Annotated in this window: 23 protein-coding genes; 18 read left to right on the top strand and 5 right to left on the bottom strand. The window is 73.6% G+C overall.

Translation table 11 applies throughout. The features are described 5' to 3' along the window. Together CWOE_RS19770 and CWOE_RS19765 are read left to right on the top strand one after the other, a co-directional pair. Complete coding sequence (locus tag CWOE_RS19770; protein WP_012935413.1) at positions 1-1,158, top strand: amidohydrolase family protein; 1,158 nt, start codon at positions 1-3, stop codon at positions 1,156-1,158. Between the two features lie 29 nt (positions 1,159-1,187). Next, positions 1,188-1,526 (top strand): cupin domain-containing protein, encoded by a 339-nt coding sequence (locus tag CWOE_RS19765; protein WP_012935412.1) that lies wholly within the window; start codon positions 1,188-1,190, stop codon positions 1,524-1,526. 39 nt (positions 1,527-1,565) lie between these two features. Here the strand turns inward: CWOE_RS19765 and CWOE_RS31100 are convergent, their stop codons facing one another. From CWOE_RS31100 to CWOE_RS19750, 3 genes are read right to left on the bottom strand one after another with little or no spacing between them, the layout of a single operon-like run. Further along, positions 1,566-2,171, bottom strand: a complete 606-nt coding sequence (locus CWOE_RS31100; RefSeq protein ID WP_012935411.1) for a VOC family protein — start codon at positions 2,169-2,171, stop codon at positions 1,566-1,568. Positions 2,172-2,228: 57 nt separating this feature from the next. Then, a complete protein-coding gene (locus CWOE_RS19755) occupies positions 2,229-3,059 on the bottom strand; it encodes a hypothetical protein (protein WP_012935410.1) in 831 nt (276 codons plus the stop codon). 5 nt (positions 3,060-3,064) lie between these two features. Continuing rightward, the gene (locus tag CWOE_RS19750; RefSeq protein WP_012935409.1) at positions 3,065-3,439 is read right to left on the bottom strand and encodes an NYN domain-containing protein; all 375 of its coding nucleotides are present in this window, start codon (positions 3,437-3,439) and stop codon (positions 3,065-3,067) included. Between the two features lie 324 nt (positions 3,440-3,763). Here CWOE_RS19750 and CWOE_RS19745 point away from each other — a divergent pair, with 324 nt between their 5' ends. From CWOE_RS19745 to CWOE_RS19705, 9 genes are read left to right on the top strand one after another with little or no spacing between them, the layout of a single operon-like run. Then, a complete protein-coding gene (locus CWOE_RS19745; RefSeq protein ID WP_012935408.1) occupies positions 3,764-4,858 on the top strand; it encodes an ABC transporter permease in 1,095 nt (364 codons plus the stop codon). Further along, the gene (locus CWOE_RS19740) at positions 4,855-6,012 is read left to right on the top strand and encodes a substrate-binding domain-containing protein (protein ID WP_012935407.1); all 1,158 of its coding nucleotides are present in this window, start codon (positions 4,855-4,857) and stop codon (positions 6,010-6,012) included. The genes CWOE_RS19745 and CWOE_RS19740 overlap by 4 nt, the downstream gene beginning before the upstream one ends. After that, entirely contained in the window at positions 6,012-8,531 is a 2,520-nt protein-coding gene (locus CWOE_RS19735; protein WP_012935406.1) for an ATP-binding cassette domain-containing protein, read from the top strand. The genes CWOE_RS19740 and CWOE_RS19735 overlap by 1 nt, the downstream gene beginning before the upstream one ends. A 56-nt stretch (positions 8,532-8,587) precedes the next feature. Next, positions 8,588-9,394, top strand: coding sequence for an SDR family NAD(P)-dependent oxidoreductase (locus CWOE_RS19730; protein ID WP_012935405.1), 807 nt, complete (start codon positions 8,588-8,590; stop codon positions 9,392-9,394). 32 nt (positions 9,395-9,426) lie between these two features. Then, a complete protein-coding gene (locus CWOE_RS19725; protein WP_012935404.1) occupies positions 9,427-10,356 on the top strand; it encodes an alpha/beta hydrolase in 930 nt (309 codons plus the stop codon). A 4-nt stretch (positions 10,357-10,360) separates the two neighbouring features. Next, a complete protein-coding gene (locus tag CWOE_RS19720; RefSeq protein ID WP_012935403.1) occupies positions 10,361-11,356 on the top strand; it encodes a zinc-dependent alcohol dehydrogenase in 996 nt (331 codons plus the stop codon). A 3-nt stretch (positions 11,357-11,359) separates the two neighbouring features. Then, positions 11,360-12,985 (top strand): AMP-binding protein, encoded by a 1,626-nt coding sequence (locus CWOE_RS19715; RefSeq protein WP_012935402.1) that lies wholly within the window; start codon positions 11,360-11,362, stop codon positions 12,983-12,985. Further along, positions 12,982-13,965, top strand: a complete 984-nt coding sequence (locus tag CWOE_RS19710; RefSeq protein ID WP_012935401.1) for a thiamine pyrophosphate-dependent dehydrogenase E1 component subunit alpha — start codon at positions 12,982-12,984, stop codon at positions 13,963-13,965. Before CWOE_RS19715 ends, CWOE_RS19710 begins: the two co-directional genes overlap by 4 nt. Then, a complete protein-coding gene (locus CWOE_RS19705) occupies positions 13,952-14,962 on the top strand; it encodes an alpha-ketoacid dehydrogenase subunit beta (protein ID WP_012935400.1) in 1,011 nt (336 codons plus the stop codon). The genes CWOE_RS19710 and CWOE_RS19705 overlap by 14 nt, the downstream gene beginning before the upstream one ends. Positions 14,963-15,014: 52 nt before the next feature. Here CWOE_RS19705 and CWOE_RS19700 read toward each other — a convergent pair whose 3' ends face one another. Beyond that, positions 15,015-15,776: a helix-turn-helix domain-containing protein gene (locus CWOE_RS19700; protein WP_012935399.1), complete on the bottom strand. Its 762-nt coding sequence runs from the start codon at positions 15,774-15,776 to the stop codon at positions 15,015-15,017. A gap of 131 nt (positions 15,777-15,907) precedes the next feature. Between CWOE_RS19700 and CWOE_RS19695 the strand changes: the two genes are divergently transcribed. The 6 genes from CWOE_RS19695 to CWOE_RS19670 all read left to right on the top strand — a co-directional run bounded on the left by CWOE_RS19695 (position 15,908) and on the right by CWOE_RS19670 (position 20,953). After that, positions 15,908-16,675, top strand: coding sequence for a glucose 1-dehydrogenase (locus CWOE_RS19695; RefSeq protein WP_012935398.1), 768 nt, complete (start codon positions 15,908-15,910; stop codon positions 16,673-16,675). 77 nt (positions 16,676-16,752) lie between these two features. Continuing rightward, positions 16,753-17,676 carry a glycosyl hydrolase gene (locus CWOE_RS19690; protein ID WP_148261086.1) on the top strand — a complete coding sequence of 308 codons (924 nt, stop codon included), beginning with the start codon at positions 16,753-16,755 and terminating at the stop codon, positions 17,674-17,676. Between the two features lie 80 nt (positions 17,677-17,756). Further along, complete coding sequence (locus CWOE_RS19685; RefSeq protein ID WP_012935396.1) at positions 17,757-18,041, top strand: excalibur calcium-binding domain-containing protein; 285 nt, start codon at positions 17,757-17,759, stop codon at positions 18,039-18,041. 70 nt (positions 18,042-18,111) lie between these two features. Next, positions 18,112-19,224: a DUF1963 domain-containing protein gene (locus CWOE_RS19680; protein ID WP_041730709.1), complete on the top strand. Its 1,113-nt coding sequence runs from the start codon at positions 18,112-18,114 to the stop codon at positions 19,222-19,224. 150 nt (positions 19,225-19,374) lie between these two features. Then, entirely contained in the window at positions 19,375-20,373 is a 999-nt protein-coding gene (locus CWOE_RS19675; RefSeq protein WP_012935394.1) for a cupin domain-containing protein, read from the top strand. A gap of 10 nt (positions 20,374-20,383) precedes the next feature. Then, a complete protein-coding gene (locus CWOE_RS19670) occupies positions 20,384-20,953 on the top strand; it encodes a YdeI/OmpD-associated family protein (protein ID WP_012935393.1) in 570 nt (189 codons plus the stop codon). A 4-nt stretch (positions 20,954-20,957) separates the two neighbouring features. On the opposite strand, the gene CWOE_RS19665 is transcribed toward CWOE_RS19670, so the two are convergent. Next, entirely contained in the window at positions 20,958-21,659 is a 702-nt protein-coding gene (locus CWOE_RS19665; RefSeq protein WP_012935392.1) for a sulfotransferase family protein, read from the bottom strand. 87 nt (positions 21,660-21,746) lie between these two features. Between CWOE_RS19665 and CWOE_RS19660 the strand changes: the two genes are divergently transcribed. Beyond that, positions 21,747-22,322 carry an alpha/beta hydrolase gene (locus CWOE_RS19660; protein ID WP_012935391.1) on the top strand — a complete coding sequence of 192 codons (576 nt, stop codon included), beginning with the start codon at positions 21,747-21,749 and terminating at the stop codon, positions 22,320-22,322. Positions 22,323-22,326 lie beyond the last annotated feature (4 nt).

The following is a 22,326-nucleotide window of genomic DNA, read 5'->3' as shown; positions in this document are numbered from 1 at the left end:
ATGAGTGTCGCCATCGTCAACATCGGTCGCTCCCACCGCGGCGACCTCGCCGCGACGCCGCTCGACGGCGACGCGCTCGTCTGCGAGGACGGGGTGATCGCCTGGGTCGGATCCGGCGGCGACGTGGGGCAGGGCGACCACGAGCGCGTGCTCGACGCTGGCGGCGCCGGCGTGATCCCCGGGCTGATCGACTCGCACGTCCACGTCACGTTCGGCGACTACACGCCGCGCCAGCAAACGGTCGGCTACCTCGAGAGCTATCTGCACGGCGGCATGACGCGCGCGATCACGGCGAGCGAGGTGCACGTCCCGGGTCGCCCGAGCGATCCGGCCGGCGTGAAGGCGCTGGCGATCGCGGCGCAGCGCTGCTTCGCCGGCTACAGACCGGGCGGCGTCACCGTCCACGCGGGCTCGGTGATCCTCGAACCCGGGCTCACACGTGCGGACTTCGACGAGCTGAAGGCGCAGGGCGTGTGGCTGGCGAAGGCCGGCTTCGGCGCCTTCGAGGCGCCACTCGACTACGTGCCGGTCGCGCACGCCGCGCGTGCCGCCGGGCTGATCGTCACCTGCCACACCGGCGGCGGCTCGATCCCGGGCAGCCTCGACCGGATCGACGCGACCGCCGTGATCGAGATGGAGGCGCACGTCTCGTTCCACGTCAACGGCGGTCCGACCGCGATGTCCGCCGACGACAACGTGAAGATCGTGACCGAGGGCGGCGAGGTCGCGTTGCAGCTGGCGATGGCGGGCAACCTGCGCTCGGCGCTGGACATCTGCCGCCTCGCGCGCGAGCACGATCAGCTCCACCGTCTGCTCGTCTCGACCGACACGCCGACCGGCACCGGCGTCGTCCCGCTCGGCATGCTCCACCTGATGGCCGAGCTGGTGTCGCTCGACGGCCTCACAGCGGAGCAGGCGGTCGCGGCCGCGACCGGCAGCGTCGGCCGGGTCTACGGGCTCGACGCCGGGCTGCTGGAGGTCGGGCGCCCGGCCGACCTGCTCGTGCTCGACGCGCCGCTCGGCTCGGCCGGCGACGACTGGGCCGGGGCGCTTCAGGTCGGCGACATGCCGGCGCTCTGCGCGGCGCTCACCGCCGGCGAGGTCCGCTACACCCGCAGCCGCAACACGCCCGCACCGAAGCGCCCCGTCCGCGGGTGACGGCGGGCGTGGCCGGGTAGGCCACGGGCATGGACCTCTGGGATCTGACCGAGCTGGACGTCGCGCCGCGGGCGCCCGTCGTGCTGCACTCCGACGAGGGCGCCGCGCGCGTGATCGCGATCAACCTGCCGGCCGGCGAGGAGCTGCAGGACCACGAGGTCCACGAGCACGCCTGGCTGCACGTCCACCAGGGCGCCGTCGAGGTCGCGGTCGACGGCAGCTCGCGCCGTGCCGGTCCCGGCGCGCTCGTCCATTGGCGGCCCGGCGAGCGCCACGCGGTGCGCGCGGTCGAGGACGCGTTGCTCGTGCTGCTGCTCGCTCCGTGGCCCGGGCCCGGGCATCCGAGCCTCAGAGCGCGCGCGGCGTGACGGAGCCGTCCTGGCTTGCTGTCGCTATGCGACCACACGTCAGGACGACGGCGGGTGGTCGACCGCGACGCCGGTGGTGAAGGCGATCTGCAGGTGCTCGGTCGGCGGTGCGCCGGCGACGAGCGAGAGCGAGCCGCCGCCGTCTCCGGCGCGGCCGAACCGCACGCGCTCGGGCGTGTCGAGCGCCAGCCGCAGCGCGGCCTCCGGCGCGATCGCCGCGTACGAGCGCATCGCGGCCGCGACGTCGGTGACACGGAGCCAGAGGTGGTCGACGTTCCCGTCGCCGCGCAGCGCGCCGTGCCGCACCGCCTCGACGCTGTTGCCATCGGGGTCGAGCAGGAACGCGCCGTAGTAGTCGTCGCGGTACTGCGGCCGCGGACCGGGCGGCCCGTCGTCGCGGTAGCCGGCCTGCGTTCCCGCGGCCCAGAACGCGTCGACCGCCGCCTCACTTGGCGCGACGAAGCCGACGTGCAGGCCGTGCGTCGGCGGGTCCTCCGCGGTCGCGTGCGCGAGCGCGAAGTCGCCCCAGCGGACGTGCTCGTCGTCGCTGCCGGTGCGCGCGATCCCGAGCGTCGTGAGCACGGCGTCGTAGAAGCGCTCGGAGGCGGCGCGGTCGGCGACGCGGATCGTCACGCGCTCGAACATCGCGCGACTATCGCAGAGCGTCGCGCCGGCGAGCCGCGGAGCGCGGCGAGCAGGTCCTCAGGCCGACCGCTCGCGCGGCGTCGCGCCGAGCGTCGCCAGCAGCGCGTCCCACGCGGCCGCGCGGGACCCGAAGTCGTCGTCGCCGCTCCACGGCACACCGGGCGGGAGCAGCGGCGCGATCGACACGATCTCGGCGCCCGCGGCGGCCGGGACGGCGGCGAGCTGCTCGCGCGCCGCGGCGAGCAGGCGCTCGGAGGAGGCTCCGCCCGCTCCGGCCGCTCCGGCCGCTCCGGCCGCTCCGGCCGCTCCGCCCGTCGAGCCGCCGGCTCCGTTCCGCCCGCTCGGCGGGACGACGAGCACCAGCACGCCGCGGGAGGCGAGCAGGGGAGCGGCGAGCGCCGCGGTCGCGATCGCCTCCGCGCCGCCGGGCACCTCCTCGCGGCCGGTCGCCCCCGCGCCGCCGGTCGCGTCGAGCACGACGACGGCGCACGGCGTCGCGGCGGCCGGCAGGTGGAGCGTCGCGGCGAGACCGGCGCGCCAGCGGCGCACGCGCACGCCGTCGGCGAGCAGCTTGCGCGTGACCGTGCGGCTTGCGACGCGCCCGTCGTCGTCCGATTCGACGCGCACGTCGATCGCGACCGGGCGCAGCGACTGCAGTCCGGCGAGCGGCCCGGTGCTCGCCTTCGCCGGCGCCCACGCGGCCGGCAGCTCCGCGGCGCGCTCCGCGCTCGCGCGCCAGACGCGTCCCTCGTCGTCGCGCAGGCGCGCCCGCCACGTCAACGGGAGACCGTCCTCGCCGCCCGCGCCGCGCGCGTGCATGCGGAACGGCTCGTCGAGCAGGCCGGACGCCGGCTCGCGCGGCTCCAGCACCAGGCCGTCGGGCGCCATGCCGCTCAGCCCCGCTCGAGTCGGTCGCGGAAGGCGGCGGAGGACTCGACCGCGGCGCCGGCCGCGTGCGCCTGGTCGGCGAGCCAGCGGTCGGACGTGACGACCCACGCCGACGCCCGCTGAGGATCGGCGGCGAGCCGCCGCATGATCTCGTCGTCGGCCGAGTCGGCGCGTGCTCTCGGCGCGTGCGCGACCTCGATCACGGTCGAGCGGATCGGTGGGCGCGGCGGGTGCTCGAAGACGACGGTGACGTCCTCGCCGCTGTCGGCTGCCCACCGTTCGAGCAGGTCGACGAGCCGCACCATCGCCGCGTGGCGGTCGCGCCACCAGGCGTCGGGTCGCGTCCCGATCACGTTCATCCCGTCGACGTACCAGCGCATGCGCTCACCCTACGGGGCTCCCCCAAAAAGAAACGGCCCGCCGAGGCGGGCCGTCTCCGGGAGGAGAGAGATGTGTCTATGTGGTGGTGCTGTGATCGGTAGGGGAAGTTTGGTGTGGCCGGGGCCGGTGCTGCGAACCGATCAGGCGAGAACCATGATGGGGCCCCGGGGCCGTCCCGTGTGTGAGCTGCATCACCTCCCAGCAGTTCCTCCGCGCCTCGCGGCAGTTCCTCCGCACAGCTCGCTCTGCCGCCTCCTGCACAGCTGTGCAGTGAGTGTCCAAAGATATTGCACAAGCGTGCAATGGCATGTTATGGTCGTCCCATGGAGGAGAGCAGCGACCGGCACGGGTCGCTGACGGAGGGTCGACCGGCGCCGTCTGCCGCGTCGCCCCTCGCGTCGCTGACCCGTTCGCCCGCAATTGGCATCGTCATCGCGACCGCGATCCTGTTCGCGGTCAGCCCGCTGCTGGCGGCGGACAGCCTCGCCAGCACGTCCTTGCTCACGATGCTGCCGTTCGCCGCGGTGATGGCGATCGCGGCGCTGGGGCAGACGCTCGTCATCCAGCAGGGCGGGATCGACCTGTCCGTCGCGGGCTCGATCTCGCTCGCGTCGGTGATCGTCACCGTCCACGCCGACGGCGACGACGGCAAGATCCTCAGCGCGCTGCTGCTGGTGCTGGCCGCGGCGCTCGTCGTCGGCCTGCTCAACGGCGCGCTCGTCAGCTTCCTCGGGATCCCGCCGATCGTCGCGACGCTCGGCATGAATTCACTGCTGCTCGGCGCCGTGCAGCAGCTGTCCGGCGGGGCGACCGGCGCCGCGCCGGACGGGTTGACGAACGTCGCACTGGATCGCACGCTCGGGATCCCCAACACGGTCCTCGTCGCCGTCCCGCTGACGCTGCTCGTCTACCTGCTGGTCAAGAAGACCGTCGTCGGGCGGCGGTTCGAGGCGGTCGGCGTCAGCCCGCGCAGCGCCCGCGCGATGGGCATCGCCGTCCAGCGCCACCGTTTCGCCGCGTACGTCGCGGCGTCGCTCGCGTACGCGCTCGCGGGCGTGATGCTCGCCGGCTACGTCAAGACGCCGGGGATCAGCGGCGGCGACGCCTACCTGCTGCCGTCGGTCGCGGCCGTCGTGCTCGGCGGCACCGCCCTGACGGGCGGGCGCGGCAACGTGCTCGCGAGCGCGCTCGGCGCGCTCTTCCTGAGCCAGCTCAACCAGCTCGTGCTGTCGATGGGCGCCCCCACGGCCGTCCAGTACCTCATCAGCGGCGCGATCATCGCCGCCGGCGTCGGCCTGCGCCGCGTCCCCTTCCGCCGGCGCCGCCCCGCGGCGCCGCGGCCGGGCACGCCCGCGGCCGACCCGGCGCGCGCGGTCGCCGCCGCGTCCTCGAACCCCCCAAGGAGGAGTGCAAGGTGAGCAAGACCCGTGCTGTGACGGCGGCCGTCGCCGCGCTGCTGATCGCCGTGACGGCGGGCTGCGGCTCGTCGACCGGCGGCTCCGGCGACGACTCCGCCGGTTCCACGACCGGCGGCGGCGACGCGGCGACGTCGGCGGTCGGCAAGCAGGGCACCGTCGACCAGCTGAGACCGATGTCCGACTACTGCGGCGACAGACCGATCACGGTCGGGATCGCCTTCGGCTTCGCCGGAAACACCTGGTACAACGTCGCCAGAGCCGAGTTCGAGGCCGCCGCGAAGGAGTGCCCGAACATCGAGAAGGTGCTCTACGCCGACGGGCAGAACAACGCTCAGAAGGCGATCTCCGACATCCAGAGCCTCGTCGCCCAGGGCGCCGACGCGCTCGTCGTCTTCCCGAACGTCAACAGCAAGGCGATGCTGCCCGCGATCCGCGCGGCGACGCAGCGCGGCGTGAAGGTCGTCCCGGCCGTCGCGAGCCCGGGCGGTGAGCCCGGCAAGGACTACGTCGACTTCGTCGGCCAGAACTCCGTCAACGACGGCAGACAGATGGCCGAGTTCGCCGTCAGAGCGCTGAGAGGCAGAGGCAACGTCGTCTTCCTCGGCGGCACGCCCGGCAACACGCAGAGCGCGGAGGAGTTCGAGGGCGCGAAGGAGGTCTTCGACGCCAATCCGGACATCAGAATCCTCGGCGGCCGGATCGTCGACACCAACTGGGACGTCGCGCAGTACCCGAGAATCGTCGGCGGCCTGCTGACGAAGTACGGCGACATCGACGCCGTCCTGTCCGACTACGGCTCCGGCGCCGCCGCCGGCATGCGCGCGTTCGTCAGCGCCGGCAAGCCGCTGCCCGTCTTCACCGGCAGCGACGGCAACGAGTTCTCGTGCATGTACGAGAGAAACAAGAGAACGAGCCCGGACATGCAGATAGCGACGATGTCGTCGCGCCCGTGGATCACGCGCGTCGCGCTGGCGAAGGCGGTCGCGGCGGCCGAGGGCGTGCCGAACGAGGAGCCGTCGCTGCTCGACATCCCGCTCGTCGAGGACTCGGTCGCCGGCGGCGAGCAGGCCCCGAGATGCGACGAGTCGCTGCCGCCGGACTTCTTCTGGTCCTCGAGACTGACGAAGGACGAGCAGCTGAAGGCGTTCGGCTGATGAGCGCGCCGGCGGCCATGCGCCTGGAGGGGATCACGAAGCGCTTCCCCGGCGTCGTCGCCCTCGACGGGGTCAGCTTCGAGCTGGCGCCCGGCGAGGTGCACGCGGTCGTCGGCGAGAACGGCGCGGGCAAGTCGACGCTGATGGCGATCGCGGCGGGCGCGCAGGCGCCCGACGCGGGCAGCGTCGAGATCGGCGGCGTCGCGCTCGGCGACCCGTCGCCCGCGCGGGCCGCGGAGGCCGGGCTGGCGGTCGTCTACCAGCATCCGGCACTGCTGCCCGACCTGACCGTCGCGGAGAACCTCGCGTTCGCGATGCCGCGCGGGCACCGCCCGCCGCTGCGGCGGGCGGCCGCCTTCGCCCGCGAGAAGCTCGCCGCGATGGAGGCGCAGATCGACCCGCTGCGGCGCGTCGGCGACCTCAACGTGACCGAGCGCCACCTCGTCGAGCTGGCGAAGGCGCTGGCGCTGAAGCCGCGCGTGCTGATCCTCGACGAGCCGACCGAGCCGCTGCGCGCGCACGAGGTCGAGCTGCTGTTCGCGAAGGTCCGCGAGCTGGCGGCGGCCGGCACCGGGATCGTCTACATCAGCCACCGGCTGCAGGAGGTGAAGGCGATCTCGGACCGCCTCACCGTGCTGCGCGACGGCCGCACCCGCGGCACGTTCGTCGCGGACGAGGTGGAGGAGGACGAGATCGTCGCGCTGATCGTCGGCGGCGACCTCGAGTCGGCGTTCCCCGAGCGCGAGCCGGTCGCCGACGCGGCGCCGGTCGCGCTGGAGCTGCGCGGCTTCTCCGGCACGCCCGCGTTCGAGGACGTCGACCTGCGCGTGCGGCGCGGCGAGGTGATCGGCCTCGCGGGCGTGGACGGCAACGGCCAGCACGAGTTCATCCGCGCGCTCGCGGGCCTGCATCCCTCCAGCGGCGAGCTGCTGCTGGGCGACGAGATCGCCCCCGAGCGGGTCGACGTCGGCTCGCCGGTGAAGGCCGCCGCCGGCGGGATCGCCTACGTCTCCGACGACCGCCACGGCGAGGGCCTGCTGATGGAGCTGTCGGTGCGCGAGAACGCGGCCGCCGCGGCGCTGACGCGCTTCGCGCCGGCCGGCTTCGTGCAGCGCACGCGCGAGCGCGTCGCCGTCGCGGAGGAGACGCGCGCGCTCGACGTCCGCGCCGCGTCCCTGGAGACGCCGGTCGCCTCGCTCTCGGGCGGCAACCAGCAGAAGGTCGCGATCGCCCGCGCGCTGCTGAGCGAGCCGCGCGTGCTGCTCGCCGACCAGCCGACGAGCGGCGTCGACGTCGGCGCCCGCGCGCAGATCTACGCGATCCTGCGCGACGCTGCGGGCGACGGCACGCCCGTGATCGTCCGCTCCTCCGACGCGGTCGAGCTGGCCGGCCTCTGCGACCGCGTCCTGATCTTCTCGCGCGGCCACGTCGTCTCCGAGCTGAGCGGCGAGCAGCTGACCGAGGACGCGATCACCGGCGCCGCGCTGCGCTCGACGACGCAGCGGCGCCACGCCGGCGACGCGTCGTCGACCGCCCGCCGCGCCCGCGCCGAGCGCTTCCTGTCGGGCGACTACGCGCCGAGCGTCGTGCTCGCGCTGCTGGTGCTCGCGCTGCTCGTCGTGACCGGGATGAAGGACGGGGCGTACCTGTCGAGCGTGTCGCTGTCGGGCATGCTGACGCTGCTGACCGTGCTCGCGTTCATCGCGCTCGGCCAGCAGATGGCGATGCTGATCGGCGGGATCGACCTGTCGGTCGGGCCGCTCGCCGGCTTCGCCGTCGTCGTCGGCTCGTTCTTCGTCACCGAGGGCGCCGGCGCCGGCGGCACCGCGCTCGGCTTCCTCGCGATGTTCGGCGCCTGCGCCGCCGTCGGCCTCGTCAACTTCGCGCTCGCGCGCTGGATCGGCATGTCGCCGGTGATCGCCACGCTCGTCACGTTCACGATGCTGCAGGGGCTCGGGCTGCTGCTGCGCGAGACGCCCGACGGCGTGATCGACACGAGCGTCGCGACCGCGCTGGGGACGACCGTCGGCTTCGTCCCGATCGCGTTCCTGATCGTCTGCGGGCTGGCGCTGCTGCTGGAGTTCGGCCTGCGCCGAACGCGCCTCGGGCTGGAGCTGCGCGCGGTCGGCTCCGACGCGGAGGCCGCGCACGCGCTCGGCGCGCGCGTCGAGCGGATGAACGTGCTCGCCTACGTCGGCTGCTCGACGCTGACGTTCCTCGGCGCGGTCCTGCTGATGGCGCAGGTGGGGATCGGCGACTCGACCGCGGGCAGCACCTTCACGCTCTCCAGCATCACCGCGGTCGTGCTCGGCGGCGCCTCGATCTTCGGCGGGCGCGGCTCGTTCCTGGGCGCCCTGCTCGGTGCCGCGCTGGTCCAGTGCGCGACGACCGCGACGACCTTCCTCGGCCTCACGCCGCCATGGGTCTACTGGCTGATCGGCCTGCTCACGCTCGTCGCCGCGGGGACCTTCTCCGTCGCGCGGCGGCGCGCGGGCTCCGCGGGCGCGGCGGTGGTCTGAGCCGATGCGCGCGCGGAGACAACATCACCACAACGACCCCCGAGGAGGGACACGAGATGCAGTTGATCGGTAGCTCGGCGATCGTCACCGGCGGCGCCCAGGGCATCGGCCTGGCGATCGCGCGGCGGATCCTGGACGAGGGCGGCAGCGTGCTGCTGCTCGACCTCAACCGCGAGGGCGTCGAGGCGGCCGCCGCCAGACTCGGCGCCGACGCCGGCGCGCCCGAGCGCGTCGCCGCGCACGCCGGCTCGGTCGCCTCCGCGGCCGACGTCGACGCGGCGTTCGACGCCGCGACGGAGCGCTTCGGCATCCCGCAGCTGCTCGCCAACAACGCCGGCTGGGCGAGCATGTCGCCGATCGTCGACACATCCGACGAGGACTGGGACCGCGTCTTCGAGGTCTGCGTCAGAGGCGTCTTCGTCGGCACGCGCGCGTTCGGCCGGCGCGCGCTCGCGGCCGGCCTGCCCGGCGCGGTCGTCAACACGTCGTCGCTCAACTACATGGCGGCGACCGAGGGCCTGGCGGCGTACTGTGCGGCGAAGGCAGCGGTCAGCCAGTTCACGAAGGTCGCGGCGCTGGAGTTCGCGCCGCACGGCATCCGCGTGAACGCGGTCGCGCCCGGCATCACCCGCACGCCGATGTCCGAGGGCGGCTTCCTCGGCGGCCGGATGGGCGAGGAGTTCATCGCGCACACCCCGATGGGCCGCTTCGGCGAGCCCGAGGACATCGCGAGCGCGGTCGCGCTGCTGATGTCGCAGGACGCCGGCTGGGTGACCGGCGTGACCTTGAACGTCGACGGCGGAGCCCACATCCGCGGGCTCCACAACTACTGGGACACGATGCAGGCCGAACCGGTGGCCTGAGTCGCGCCCGCAACGAGAGCGAAAGGAACAGCATGCGGCGAGACGTTGAGTTCACGAGCGGAGGGGAGACCGTCCGCGGTTGGCTCTACCTGCCGGAGGGCGAGGGACCGCACCCGGTCGTCGTCATGGCCGGGGGCTGGTGCTACGTGAAGGAGCTGGTGCAGCCGCACTACGCGGAGCACATCGTGAACGCGGGCATGGCGGCGCTGATCTTCGACTACCGCCACCTTGGGTCGAGCGACGGCGCGCCGCGCCAGCACATCGACCCAAACAGACAGATCGAGGACTACAAGAACGCGATCACGTTCGCGACCAAGCAGCCGGAGCTGGACGCCGACCGCCTCGCGGTCTGGGGCATCTCCTACAGCGGCGGGCACGTGCTCGTCGTCGGCGCGACCGACCGCCGTGTCAGAGCGATCGTCTCCAACATCCCCGTCGTCGACGGGTGGGAGAACATGCGCCGCGTCCACGGCACGGTCGGCTTCCGCAGACTGCGCGAGGCGATCGAGAGCGACCGCGTGCGCCGCTTCGAGACGGGCGAGCACGGCACGATCGCGATGTCGACGACGAGGGTCGGCGAGGAGGTCTGCACCTGGCCGTTCCCGGAGACCTACGAGGCGTTCAACGACCTGAAGGCGAACGAGGCGCCGGCGCACGAGCACTGGAACACGACCGAGTCGACGGAGCTGCTGCTGTCGTACAGCGTCTTCCCGTACCTGTCGCGGATCCTCGACACGCCGACGTTGATGGTCGTCGCCGACGACGACGACCTGACGCTGTGGGACAAGGAGATCGAGGCGTTCAACGCGATCGCGACGACCGACAAGGAGCTGTTCGTCGTCCCGCAGACCAAGCACATGACCCTCTACAGCGAGCGGACGGCGCTCGACATTCCGGCGGCGCACACGGCGAAGTGGCTCAGCGCCAACCTCGTCGCGGCCGGCGAGCCCGTCCCCGCGTAGCGAGATGCGCGCGCTCGTGTTCCAACGGCCGCACGAGGCCGTCGTCGTCGAGGACCGCGGCGCGCCCGCGATCGGGCCGGACGAGGTGCTCGTCCGGCTCGAGCGGCTCGGCGTCTGCCACTCCGACTTCGAGCTGCTCGAAGGGCGCTACATCATCCCCGTCACCTATCCGATCGTGCCCGGGCACGAGTGGTCGGGGGAGGTCGTGGAGGCGGGGCCGGACGTGCGCGGCCTGCGCGTCGGGGACCGCGTCGTCGGTGAGTCGGTGATCGGGGAGGACCACTTCGGCTTCTCGATCAGCGGCGCCGGCGCGGAGTTCTTCAAGGCGCGGCCGGAGTGGTTGCACGTGCTGCCCGAGGGGCTGACGTGGGAGCAGGGCGCGCTGGTGGAGCCGTTCTCGGTCGCCTACCAGGCGACGATCTCGGCGGGCGGCGTCGACGCGAGCGACAGCGTGCTCGTGCTCGGCGGCGGGCCGATCGGGCTGCTGTGCGTCGCCGCCTGCGCGGCGCGCGGCGCGCGCGTCGACCTCGTCGAGCCGCAGCCCTCGCGGCGCGCGGCCGGCGAGCGGCTCGGCGGGCGGCGCGGGGTCGACCCGCGCGCGGCCGGCACCGACGGCGGCGCCGCGCTCGCCGCGTGGGCGCTCGACGGCACCGGCGGGCGCGGCTACGACGTCGTGATCGAGGCGTCCGGCGCGGCGCCCGCGATGGCGTCGGCGTACGAGCTGGCGGCGCAGGGCGGCCGCGTCGTGCACGTCGGCATCAACGTGACCGACCGGCCGGCGGTCCCGCTCGGGCTGATCCAGAGCAAGGGGCTGCGGGTCACGGGCGTGATCGGCGCGCCGGGGATCTGGCCGGAGACGATCCGCTTCCTCGCCGCATCGGGCCTCGACCTGTCGCCGGTCGTGACGCAGGTGCTGCCGCTGGAGCGGGCGCTCGACGCGCTCGACTCCGCCCGCGACGCGGCGAACCACGTCAAGGTCCAGCTGACGACGGCCGCCTGAGCGATGGCCGTCGTCGTCACCAGGCGCTCGCCGCAGGCGGCGCGCTACCGGGCCGAGGGGCTGTGGGAGGACCGCCTGATCGACGGGCTGCTGCTCGACGCGGCGGCCGCGTTCCCCGAGCGGGTCGCGCTCGTGGACGGCGAACGGCGTGTGACGTACGGCGAGCTGGCGGCGCGCGTGGAGCGCGCCGTCGGCGGGCTGCACGCGCTCGGCGTCCGCCGCGGCGAGGTCGTCTCGTTCCAGCTGCCGAACTGGCTGGAGGCCGCCGTCGTCCACCACGCGACGCTGCGGCTCGGCGCCGTCTCCAACCCCGTGATCCCGATCTACCGCGGGCGCGAGGTGCGCTTCATCCTGCGCCAGGCGCGCTCGCGCGTGCTGGTCGTACCGGACGTCTTCCGCGGCTTCGACCACCGCGCGATGGCGGCGCGGCTGCGCGACGAGCTGCCCGACCTGGAGCACGTCGTGGTGGTCGGCGAGCCGGGGCCGGGGACGGTGCGCTTCGACGACGCGCTGGGGGCCGGCGCGTCCGTCCCCGTCGCGCCGCCCGTCACGCGCTCGCCGGCGGATCCCGCGCTGCTGCTCTACACCTCCGGCACCGAGGCCGACCCGAAGGGCGTCGTCCACTCGCACGAGACCGCCGTCTACGAGAGCCGCTCGATCGCCGCGCTGTACGAGCTGACTGCGGCCGACCGCGTGCTGATGCCGTCGCCGGTCACGCACATCACGGGCCTGATCTACGGCTTGCAGCTGCCGTTCATGCTCGGCACGCGCGTCGTGCTGCAGGACGTCTGGAACGCCGAGCGAGCGCTGGAGCTGATCGAGCGCGAGCGCTGCTCGGTCGTGATCGGCGCGACGCCGTTCCTGCACGGCCTCGCGACGTCGCCGGAGCTTCCGCGTCGCGACGTCTCCTCGCTGCGCGTCTTCGGCTGCGGTGGCGCCGACGTGCCGCCGGAGCTGATCCGCTCCGCCAGCCGCGCGCTCGGGATCCGCGCGTCGCGCCTCTACGGCTCGACCGAGTGCCCGGCCGTGACGGGCAGCGCGCTGCGCGCGCCCGAGCGCTGCCACGCGGAGACCGACGGCGCGCCGATCGGCGGCGGGGAGGCGCGCGTGGTCTCCGAGGAGGACGCCGGCGTGGTGCTGCGCGAGCCGGGCGCGCGCGGCCTCTTGCAGGTGCGCGGGCCGGAGCTGTGCCTCGGCTACCTCGACCCGGCGCTCGACGACGCCGCGTTCGACGCCGACGGCTGGTTCGCGACCGGCGACATCGCGACGATCGACGCCGACGGCTGCGTGCTGATCGCCGGCCGCGCGAAGGACGTGATCGTCCGCGGTGGCGAGAACATCAGCGCGAAGGAGGTCGAGGACCTGCTGTTCGAGCACCCGGCCGTGCGCGAGGTCGCGGTCGTCGGCTACCCCGACGCGGTGCTCGGCGAGCGCGCCTGCGCGTTCGTCGTCGCGGACGGCCAGCTCACCCTCGACACGCTCATCGCGTTCCTGCGCGCCCGCGAGGTCGCCAACCAGAAGCTGCCCGAGCGGCTGCGCGTGGTCGAGGAGCTGCCGAAGACGTCGAGCGGGAAGGTGCAGAAGTTCCGGCTCCGCGCCTCGCTTCGCGAAGAGGAGGCGGTCGCGTGAGCGGCGCGCGCCCGGCCGCCGCCCCGCCGCTCGACCCGGACGTCCTGCTCGGCGACGTGCGTACGATGGCGCGGATCCGCGCGTTCGAGGAGCGCGTCTCGCGCGCGTTCAAGGACGGCCGCATCCCCGGCTTCGTGCACGTCTCGATCGGCCAGGAGGCGGTCGCCGCCGGCGTCTGCGGGTCGCTGGAGCGGCGCGACATGATCACCACCACGCACCGCGGTCACGGCCACTGCCTCGCGAAGGGAGCGGACGCCGGCGCGATGATGGCGGAGCTGTTCGGCCGCGCGAGCGGGACGTGCGGCGGCAAGGGCGGCTCGATGCACATCGCCGACACCGCGCTCGGCGTGCTCGGCGCGAACGGCATCGTCGGCGCCGGCATCCCGATCGCGGTCGGTGCGGCGCTGGCCGCTCGCATCCGCGGGACCGGCGCGGTCGCCGTCGCGTTCGCGGGCGAGGGGACCGTCCACAGCGGCGCCTTCCACGAGGCGCTGACGCTCGCGGTGCTGTGGGAGGCGCCGGTCGTGTTCGTGATCGAGAACAACCGCTTCGCCGAGTTCACCGACAGCGAGGCGATGTGGCGCGGCGCGCCGCTGCTGGAGCGCGCGCTCGGCTACGGCCTCGCGGCCGCCGAGCGGGTCGACGGCAACGACGCCGTCGCCGTCCGCGCCGCGGCCGGCGGCGCGATCGAGGCGTGTCGCGCGGGCGGCGGGCCGCGCCTGCTGGAGGCGATGACGTACCGGCACCACGGCCACTACGAGGGCGATCCCGCCGCGTACCGCGACGAGGCGGAGACGGCGGCGTGGCTGGAGCGCGACCCGCTGCAGGTCGCCCGCCGCGTGCTTGCTTCGGAGGGCCGCGCCGAGGAGGTCGACGCCCTGCGCGCCGCCGCCGAGCAGGAGATGGATCGCGCCGTCGCCGACGCCCTCGCGGCCCCTTCCCCCGAGCCCGCGACCGCACTGCACCATGTCTACGCCTGAGCCTACGACCGCCCCCGCCAAGCCCCCGCGCTACGTCGAGGCTGTCTCGCGCGCGCTGGCGGACGAGCTGGCGGCGGACGAGACGGTCGTCGTGATGGGGGTCGACGTGGGTGCGGCCGGCGGCGCGTACGGCGCGACGCGCGGGCTGCACGAGCGCTTCGGTCCCGACCGTGTGCTCGACACGCCGATCGCCGAGGCGGGCGTGCTCGGCGCCGCGGTCGGCGCGGCGATGGCGGGGCTGCGGCCGGTGACGGAGATCATGTACATGGACTTCCTCACCGTCTGCCTCGACCCGATCGTCAACCAGGCCGCGAAGCTGCCGTACATGACCGGCGGCGGCGTCACGATGCCGATCGTCTTCCGCACGCAGACGGGCGGCGGGCGCTCAAGCGGCGCGCAGCACTCGCAGAGCCTGGAGGCGTTGCTGGCGCACATCCCGGGGCTGAAGGTCTTCCTGCCCTCCGACGCGCGCGACGCCTACGACCTGCTGCGCGCCGCCGTCCGCGACGACGGCCCGGTCGTGGTGGTGGAGAACCGCCGCCTCTACAACCGCCGCGCCGAGGACTTCGACACGCGCGCGCCGCTCCCGCCCGGCCGCGCGCGCGTCGTGCGCGCGGGCGATGAGCTGACCGTCGTGGCGTGGGGGCGGATGGTCGACGAGGTGCGGCGCGCCTGCGAGGACCCCGAGCTGCTCGGCGGCGTCGGCGTCGAGCTGATCGACCTGCGCACGCTCGTCCCGCTCGACCTCGACACCGTCGCCGACAGCGTCCTGCGCACCGGCCGCGCGCTGATCGTCCACGAGGCGGTCACCGACTTCGGCCCCGGCGCCGAGATCGCGGCCCGCCTCGACGAGCGCCTGCGCTACGACGTCGAGGGCCCGATCCGCCGCCTCGGCGCGCTGTCGAGCCCCGTCCCGTACAGCCCCGGCCTCGAAGCCGAGGTGCTCCCCGACGCGCTCAAGATCGCCGCGGCGGTGCGGGAGCTGCTGGCGGGCTAGGGATGTGGCGTCGTCGATGGGTCGTATGGACCCATAGACGACGCCACATCTTCTACTCGAACGCGCGCGCGTCCATCCGCGGGTCGTTGCGGCGGCGGACGACGAGCCAGACGGAGCGGCTCGGCTCGTCGCCGACGGTCCAGAAGCGGTGCGGCTCCATCGAGTCGAACGAGATCGAGTCGCCGGGGCCGAGCTCGTAGGTCCTGAAGCGGATGCGGATGCCGAGCCGGCCTTCCAGGATCAGGCCGTACTCGTAGCCGCCGTGGCGCATCAGGTTGTCCTCCGCGCACGACTCGGCGCCGACCTCGTAGGTGACGTAGAGGAAGTCGACGGCGGCGTCGTCGCGCGCGGTCAGCCGCTCCCAGGTGACGCCGGGCAGGTGGACCGACGCGCGCGTCTCCAGGCGCTGGACGGGGTCGTCCGGCTCGCCGCCGAGCGGCGCGTCGATCAGCTCCGCGGCGCGCGTGAGGTGGTCGGCGGGCGAGCCGCCCGCGCCGGGTCCGCCGCCGGCCGCACCGCTCCCGCCCGCGCGGCGCACGACGGTGTCCGGGCCGGTCGCGCCCTCAAGCATCAGCTCGTCGACCGACAGGTTCAGCTCGTCGACGATCTGGTAGAGCGTGCCGATCGACGGGTTCGCCTTGCCCAGCTCGATCGCGGAGATGAGGCTGGGGGAGACGCCGATGCGGCGCGCCAGCTCGCGCACGCCGACGCCGCGCGCCTCGCGGTCACGCCGCAGTCGCGCGCCGACGTCCTTCAGCGCGACCTGCGTGACGTCGGCAAGAGGGCCGTCCTCGGTCTTGCGTGGCGGTGACATGGCGGACCCCCTGGGCTTGTGCAACTGAAATAGACGCTCGGCGAGATTTCCCGGCGGTGTCGCACGCAAGTGTACAATGCCGCTGGACGAAATGCGAGGGTAAGACCCTACCCCGGACAGAGGAGAGCATGATGCGATTCGAGGGCAAGACGGCGGTCGTCACGGGCGCCGGCTCCGGCATGGGACGCGCGATGGCGGTGGCGTTCCAGCGCGAGGGCGCGCGCGTCGTCGCGCTCGACGTGCGCGGCGACGCGGCGGAGCGGACGATCGCGGAGCTGCCCGCCGAGACGGGCGCGAGCGGGTCGTTCGCGCTGGCGGTCGACGTCACCGACGCGGCCGCGGTCGACGCCGCGGTCGACACGGCGATCGAGCGCGCGGGCGGGATCGACGTGCTCTGCTCCAACGCCGGCGTGCTCGACGGCTACGCGCCCGCGCACGAGACCTCGGTCGAGCAGTGGCAGCAGGTGCTGGCCGTCAACCTGACCGGTCCGTTCCTGCTCGCGCGTCGCATCGCACCGCACATGGCCGAGCGCGGCGGCGGCGCGATCGTCAACACCGCCTCGATCTCCTCGTTCGTCGCCGGCGGCGGTGGCGCCGCCTACACGGCCTCCAAGCACGGCGTGCTCGGCCTGACCCGCCAGCTCGCGTTCGACTACGGCCGCTCGGGCGTGCGCGTCAACGCGATCTGCCCCGGCGCCGTCGCGACCGAGATGACGGCGTCGCTGCGCGTCCCCTCTGAGGCGAACGCGCACGTCGACGCGCAGATCGCCGGCACGCCCGCCGGCCGCTGGGCGCAGCCGGAGGAGATCGCGGAGCTCGCGCTCTACCTCGCCAGCGACGCGGCCTCGTTCATCCACGGCACGCCCGTGCTGATCGACGGCGGCTGGACGCTCTCCTGATCGCGCGCGTCGTAGGGCGGGCGCGCGTGCGAGCGCGCGCCTGGGGCCGCCGCACGCGGCAGTACGCTTCGGCGACCGTGCCTGGCACCGCGCCCATCCGACCCCGACTGCGCCTGCTGCTGGTCGCGCTCGCGCTGCTGCTGGCGCTGCCCTCCGCCGCCGGCGCCGCCTCGCTGTCGGTCGGCATGGGGGAGGAGGACCCGGCGATGTTCTCCGACCCGCAGTTCACGGCGCTGAGACTGAAGCGGGCGCGCTACGTCGCCGGCTGGGACACGGCGCTGAGCGCCGGCGCCCAGCGCACGGCGGCCGACGCGTTCCTCAGAACCGCGCGCGCGGCCGGCTACGACGTGCTCGTCTCGTTCGCGCACTCGGGCAACCGCGGGAAGATGAGAACGCTGCCGTCCGCGGCGGCGTACGCGAAGGGCGTCAAGGCGTTCGTCAAGCGGTACCCCTGGGTGCGGACCTACTCTCCCTGGGACGAGGCCAACACCTGCTCGGAGCCGACCTGCCGCGACCCGAAGGCGGCGGCGACGTTCTACCGCACGCTCCAGCGCGCATGCCGCTCGTGCACGGTGATCGCGGCAGAGGTGCTCGACACCGACTACACCGAGATGCGCCGCTACCTGCAGCAGTTCATGAAGTACGCGGGCAAGCCGACGCCGCGGCTGTGGGGGCTGCATCCCTACAGCGACGCGAACCGCTTCCGCACGATCGGCACGAGAACGATGCTCGCGACGGTGCCGGGCACGATCTGGATGACCGAGGTCGGCGGGCTCTACTCGGATGGCAGGTCGTTCCCGCCCTCGGCCAGCCGGCAGGTGAGAGCGACGAAGCAGATGCTCAGACTCGCGACGAGCAGCCCGCGGATCGCGCGGCTGTACATCTACTGCTGGTACGGCGGCGGCACGTTCGATGCCGGCCTGACGTCGTCGAGCGGCGTGCCGCGCCCGGCGTACGACACCGTCGATGACTGGCTCAGAACACGGAGCACTGGAAAATAGCGCATAGGCTGGTCCGGGCGTGTAGGATTCTCGCCCCCTCGGGAGCCACGATGGTTTCCCGCTCAGACCAGGAAGGTCCCATGCGCAAGCTGCTCCTCGCGGGGCTCGCGACCGCGAGCCTCGCCGCCCTGCCCGCCGTCCCCGCGCTCGCCGCCAAGGATCGCGGCGATGCGCCTGCCGCCTCTACCTCGAAGCGGAAGTGCGATCCCAACTACCGCGGGCGCTGCCTGCGCCCCGGGGTCAGCGACTACGACTGCGCCGGCGGCAGCGGCAACGGGCCCTACTACGTGAGCGGGCCGTTCCGCGTCGTCGGCAGCGATCGCCACCGCCTTGACGCCGACGGCGACGGCATCGCCTGCGAATAGGCGCCGCCGGAGCGGCGCGCGCCCACGGTCGCCGAGCATCGCGCGCGGCCGACCCTCTACGCTGCGGGACGTGGACCGCCGCGGGTTCTTCAAGTCGATGCTCGGCAAAGGCCTCTCGCACGGGGCGAGACAGGTCGACGCCGTCGTGATCCCGTTCGAGCGCGCGGCGAAGGCCGCGCGTGACGCGATGCCCGACGACCCCGCGCCGGACCCCGTTCCCGACCTCGCGGACGTCCCCGAAGCCGACGCGGAGCAGGCGGCGCGCGACGACGTGATGCGCAGGCCGCAGCCCGGCCGCTCCGTCGCGACACCGGTCGCGAGCGAGGACCTGATGCGGCTCGCCGCCGACGCCGGTCTGATCCGCCACGTCGAGGCCGTCTGCGCGCTCTCGCGCCGGGCGGTGCGGCTGGTCCCGGCCGATCCTGCCGAGGTCGCCGGCCGCTCGCGCCTCGGCGGCGCGCCCGACCTGCCGATGAGCGCGGTGTGGCCGAACTGGGACGCCGCGCCGCTGACGTTCGTCGGCCAGATCGACCTCGCCGAAGCGGCCGCGGCGGGGATCGACGAGGCGCTCCCGCCCGACGGCCTGCTGCTGATCTTCTCGGCGCTGGAGCAGACGCCGTCGGGGTCGAGCCCGATGGACCGCGAGAGCAGCCGCGTGCTGTACGTCGAGGAGGAGCGGATCCCGCCCGTCACGCCCGACCCGATCGGCGCCGGGCGCCCGGAGGCGGCCCGTGCGGTGGAGATCACCTCGGAGCTGACGATCCCGCGCGTCTGGACCGCGCCCGTGCAGGCGCTCGGGCTCGACGACGCCGAGCAGGGGGCGTGGGAGCAGGTGCGTCGTGAGCTGGCAGAGCTGCAGGGCGTCACTTTGTGGGACGACGGCGCCGAGCTGCACGCGAGCCATCGTCTGCTCGGCTATCCGGAGGAGACGCGCGGCGACATGCAGCTCGCGTGCGAGCTGGCGGCGCGGGGCATCGACGTCGGCTATGGCGCGCCGTCGGCGCACCCGGACGCCAGAGGGCTCGACGGCGTCGCGCAGCGCTGGCGCCTGCTGCTGCAGCTGACGATCGACGACGACGCCGGCTGGCGTTTCGGCCGCGGTCGCGAGCGGCTGTGGCTGTGGGGCCCCGAGGACGAGCTGGCGGACGGCGTGATGGCGCACGTCCGCGGCATCGCGCGCTAGCAGCCTGGCCCGGCATCCCGACAAACGGGGCGACGGTTACCAGTCAAACGGTTTCTTGCGATCGTGCGGGCGCTTCCTCGACACGCTGTCAAGCCGCTCGCGGCCGTGCCGATGACCGGGGGCAGCCGCCCCTGGAGGATGAAAGCGACGATGCCCGACCCACGCAACCGAACGCACGACGAGATTCGCCGCCGCGGCGGCGTCGGCAACCTCAACGAGGGCATCGAGATTCCGCTTCACGGGCTCGCGACGCGGCTGATCGCGTGGCCCGGCAACGGCTTCCAGACCGAGAGCGTGCATGTCGTCACCCATCGGCCGGGCGAGGAGAGCGACCGCTACACGTACGCGACGGGCGAGGAGGCGGCGGTCTGCCTACACGGGCGCGGCGAGGTCTGGCTGCACGACCGCTGGGTCGCGATGGCGGCGGGCGACCTCGCCTTCTGGCCGCAGGGCGTCGCGCACGCGACGCGCAACGCGCCGGGAAGCGAGCGCGACTTCGTGCTCGTGACGCAGCTGACGCCGCCGCCGTTCCACCTCTACGAGCCGGCTGGCTTCTACGATCGCGCCGCGGGCGCGATGCGCTTCGAGGTGATCGAACGCGCGCGCCGCGCGGCGAACCCCGGCTCGCTCTCGACGGCGGTCGAGCTGCGGCTGCGCGAGGGCGAGGAGGACGTGCGCGCATGGAACCTCGGCGTCGAGACGATCCGCACGCGCGGCGCGCTCTTCAACATCTTCCGCGGTGCCGCGATCGACAGCCTCGGCGTCTCGATGCTGCTCGTGCTGTGGCCCGGCCACGGTCCGCGCAGCTCTGGCTTCAACTTCGGGCCGATCGACCCGGGGGGACCGGGGCAGCGCCACACGCATCCGGTCTCTGACGAGTGCGTCGTCTGCTGGGACGGCGATCACGCCGACTTCGAGCTGGAAGGCCAGCTCGTGCGCCTGCACCGCCATGACGTGCTGCTGGCCCCCTGCGGCGTCGAGCACGGTGGCGGCCCGACCGAGGAGCAGGGGCGCATCTGGCTCGGCGGCTTCGCCTCGCCGCCGCGCCTGGACCTGCTGCTGAAGTCCGGCCTCTACGACGGCGAGCGCTTCGCGACGCCGACCTGGAGCGAGCTGGACGTGCCCGGGTGGAGCAGCCCGCGCGGCTAGGATCGCGCGGATGAGCGAGCCGATCTACTTCGATTCCCCGGCGGCGTGGCGCGCCTGGCTGGAGGAGCACCACGACAGCGAGACCGAGCTGATCGTCGGCTTCTGGAAGAAGGGCAGCGGGATGCCGGGGATGACGTGGAGAGAGGCGGTCGGCGAGGCGCTCTGCTTCGGCTGGATCGACTCGATCGGCCGCCGCGTCGACGACAGACGGCGCACGATCCGCTTCACGCCGCGCAGACCGCGCAGCCACTGGAGCGCGGTCAACGTCGCGTTCGTCGAGGAGCTGCGCGCGGCGGGGCTGATGCGCCCCGCCGGCGAGGCGGCGTTCGCGGCGCGCACGCCCGAGCGCACCGCACAGGGCCCGAACGAGAGCCCGCCACGCGAGCTGGACGCCGCGGCGCAGGCGCAGTTCGAGGCAGCGGAGGCGGCGTGGGAGTTCTTCGGCTCCCAGCCGCCGGGCTACCGCCGCCGGGCGATCTGGTGGGTCACCAGCGCCAAGCGCGAGGAGACGCGTGCGCGCCGCCTCGCGCAGCTGATCGACGACTCCGCCGCGGGCCGCCGGACCAGACAGGCGGTCTGACCGCTCAGCCCTCGGGGTGGGCCTTCTTCCAGTACTCGGACACGGCCGCGACGGCGCCGCCGGTGATCGAGGACTTGAACATCTCGGTGTCGAACGCGTGCGGGAGCGGCTCGTCCGGGACCGCGACGCCGAGCCCCTCGCAGATCGGCTCCCAGCCGTCCTTCGGCTGCCAGACGATCAGGCGGTCGGCCGGCACGGTCGACTTGACCTCGTCGTTCCAGCGGTTCATCGCCTCGACGAGCGGCTCGCGCTCGCCGAACGTGTTGGCCGCGGCGCCGCGCGGACCCTTCCAGAGCGTGTCGATGTTGAGGTCCATCCACGCCGCCCAGTCCGGGTCGATGCGGTAGCGCGCCTGGCACATGCTGCGCATGAACGAGTCGCCGAAGTAGATCTGGTTGATCGTGTCGTTCATCGACTTCGCCCACGCGTCGCCGTCGCGCACCGACAGCAGGATCTTCGCCTCGGGGTACTTGTCCATCAGCTCGCGCCAGTGGTACGCCGCCGGCCAGTCGACCGTCGCCTCGTAGCCGTCGAAGACCTCGTCCCACGGCTCCTGGCCGAGGTACGCGCGCCGCCAGACGTCGACCCCTCTTCTGAGGTCGGCCATCATGTCCTTCATGTGATACGTGGGCAGCCCGAGCATTCTGAGGGCGATCCACTGCGTTGTCGTCGCGGTCCGCGGCAGTCCGGCGCCGATGATCTTCATCCAGGCTCCCTTTTCGATGGGTGGGGGATTCCGAACACCACAACCGCGATCGGGGCCAGGGGTTGCGCGGTAGGCTGCGCCGTGGCCATGAGCGAGCCTGCTGCCTTCCCCGTCGCGTTCCACCGACCCGAGGCCGAGCGGCGCGTGGTGATCTTGCCGGGCGCACGGTACCCGACGCGCGCCCCGTTGCTCTGGTTCGCGCGAGAGGTCGCGGTCGCGAAGGGCTTCGGCGTGCTGGAGGTGCTCGACGAGCCGCCGGCGGGGGAGGACCCGTTCGCGTGGATCCGCGACCGCGCGCAGCGCGCGCTCGACCACGAGCCGGCGCCGACGACGGTCGTCATCGGCAAGTCGCTCGCGAGCGACGTCGCCGACCTCGCGGCCGAGCGCGAGCTGCCGGCCGTCTGGCTGACGCCGCTGCTGGACCGCGCGGGCGTGCGTGCCGCGCTCGCGCGCGCGACGCGGCCCGCGCTGCTGATCGGCGGCACCGCCGACCCGACCTGGCAGCCGGACACCGTGCCGTCCAGCGCGCTGATCGAGCAGCTGGAGCTGACCGAGCACGACCACAGCCTGCAGCTGCCAGGCGACCTGCTCGCCTCACTCGCCTCGTTGAAGAAGGTGACGAAGCGGATCGAGCGGTTCCTCGGCGGTAGCTGGCTGGACTGAGCGC

It is taken from the genome of Conexibacter woesei DSM 14684 (genome assembly GCF_000025265.1).
Classification (GTDB): Bacteria; Actinomycetota; Thermoleophilia; order Solirubrobacterales; family Solirubrobacteraceae; genus Conexibacter; species Conexibacter woesei.
The sequence above is the reverse complement of the archived record's forward strand: the minus strand, read 5'-3'. Positions and strand labels throughout refer to the sequence as shown.

Excerpts from the sequence above, each read along its gene's own strand:
- CWOE_RS19770 (WP_012935413.1), top strand. The coding sequence starts at position 1 with ATGAGTGTCGCCATCGTCAACATCGGTCGCTCCCACCGCGGCGACCTC.
- CWOE_RS19765 (WP_012935412.1), top strand. The coding sequence starts at position 1,188 with ATGGACCTCTGGGATCTGACCGAGCTGGACGTCGCGCCGCGGGCGCCC.
- CWOE_RS31100 (WP_012935411.1), bottom strand. The coding sequence starts at position 2,171 with ATGTTCGAGCGCGTGACGATCCGCGTCGCCGACCGCGCCGCCTCCGAG.
- CWOE_RS19755 (WP_012935410.1), bottom strand. The coding sequence starts at position 3,059 with ATGGCGCCCGACGGCCTGGTGCTGGAGCCGCGCGAGCCGGCGTCCGGC.
- CWOE_RS19750 (WP_012935409.1), bottom strand. The coding sequence starts at position 3,439 with ATGCGCTGGTACGTCGACGGGATGAACGTGATCGGGACGCGACCCGAC.
- CWOE_RS19745 (WP_012935408.1), top strand. The coding sequence starts at position 3,764 with ATGGAGGAGAGCAGCGACCGGCACGGGTCGCTGACGGAGGGTCGACCG.
- CWOE_RS19735 (WP_012935406.1), top strand. The coding sequence starts at position 6,012 with ATGAGCGCGCCGGCGGCCATGCGCCTGGAGGGGATCACGAAGCGCTTC.
- CWOE_RS19730 (WP_012935405.1), top strand. The coding sequence starts at position 8,588 with ATGCAGTTGATCGGTAGCTCGGCGATCGTCACCGGCGGCGCCCAGGGC.
- CWOE_RS19725 (WP_012935404.1), top strand. The coding sequence starts at position 9,427 with ATGCGGCGAGACGTTGAGTTCACGAGCGGAGGGGAGACCGTCCGCGGT.
- CWOE_RS19720 (WP_012935403.1), top strand. The coding sequence starts at position 10,361 with ATGCGCGCGCTCGTGTTCCAACGGCCGCACGAGGCCGTCGTCGTCGAG.
- CWOE_RS19715 (WP_012935402.1), top strand. The coding sequence starts at position 11,360 with ATGGCCGTCGTCGTCACCAGGCGCTCGCCGCAGGCGGCGCGCTACCGG.
- CWOE_RS19705 (WP_012935400.1), top strand. The coding sequence starts at position 13,952 with ATGTCTACGCCTGAGCCTACGACCGCCCCCGCCAAGCCCCCGCGCTAC.
- CWOE_RS19700 (WP_012935399.1), bottom strand. The coding sequence starts at position 15,776 with ATGTCACCGCCACGCAAGACCGAGGACGGCCCTCTTGCCGACGTCACG.
- CWOE_RS19695 (WP_012935398.1), top strand. The coding sequence starts at position 15,908 with ATGCGATTCGAGGGCAAGACGGCGGTCGTCACGGGCGCCGGCTCCGGC.
- CWOE_RS19685 (WP_012935396.1), top strand. The coding sequence starts at position 17,757 with ATGCGCAAGCTGCTCCTCGCGGGGCTCGCGACCGCGAGCCTCGCCGCC.
- CWOE_RS19675 (WP_012935394.1), top strand. The coding sequence starts at position 19,375 with ATGCCCGACCCACGCAACCGAACGCACGACGAGATTCGCCGCCGCGGC.
- CWOE_RS19670 (WP_012935393.1), top strand. The coding sequence starts at position 20,384 with ATGAGCGAGCCGATCTACTTCGATTCCCCGGCGGCGTGGCGCGCCTGG.
- CWOE_RS19665 (WP_012935392.1), bottom strand. The coding sequence starts at position 21,659 with ATGAAGATCATCGGCGCCGGACTGCCGCGGACCGCGACGACAACGCAG.
- CWOE_RS19660 (WP_012935391.1), top strand. The coding sequence starts at position 21,747 with ATGAGCGAGCCTGCTGCCTTCCCCGTCGCGTTCCACCGACCCGAGGCC.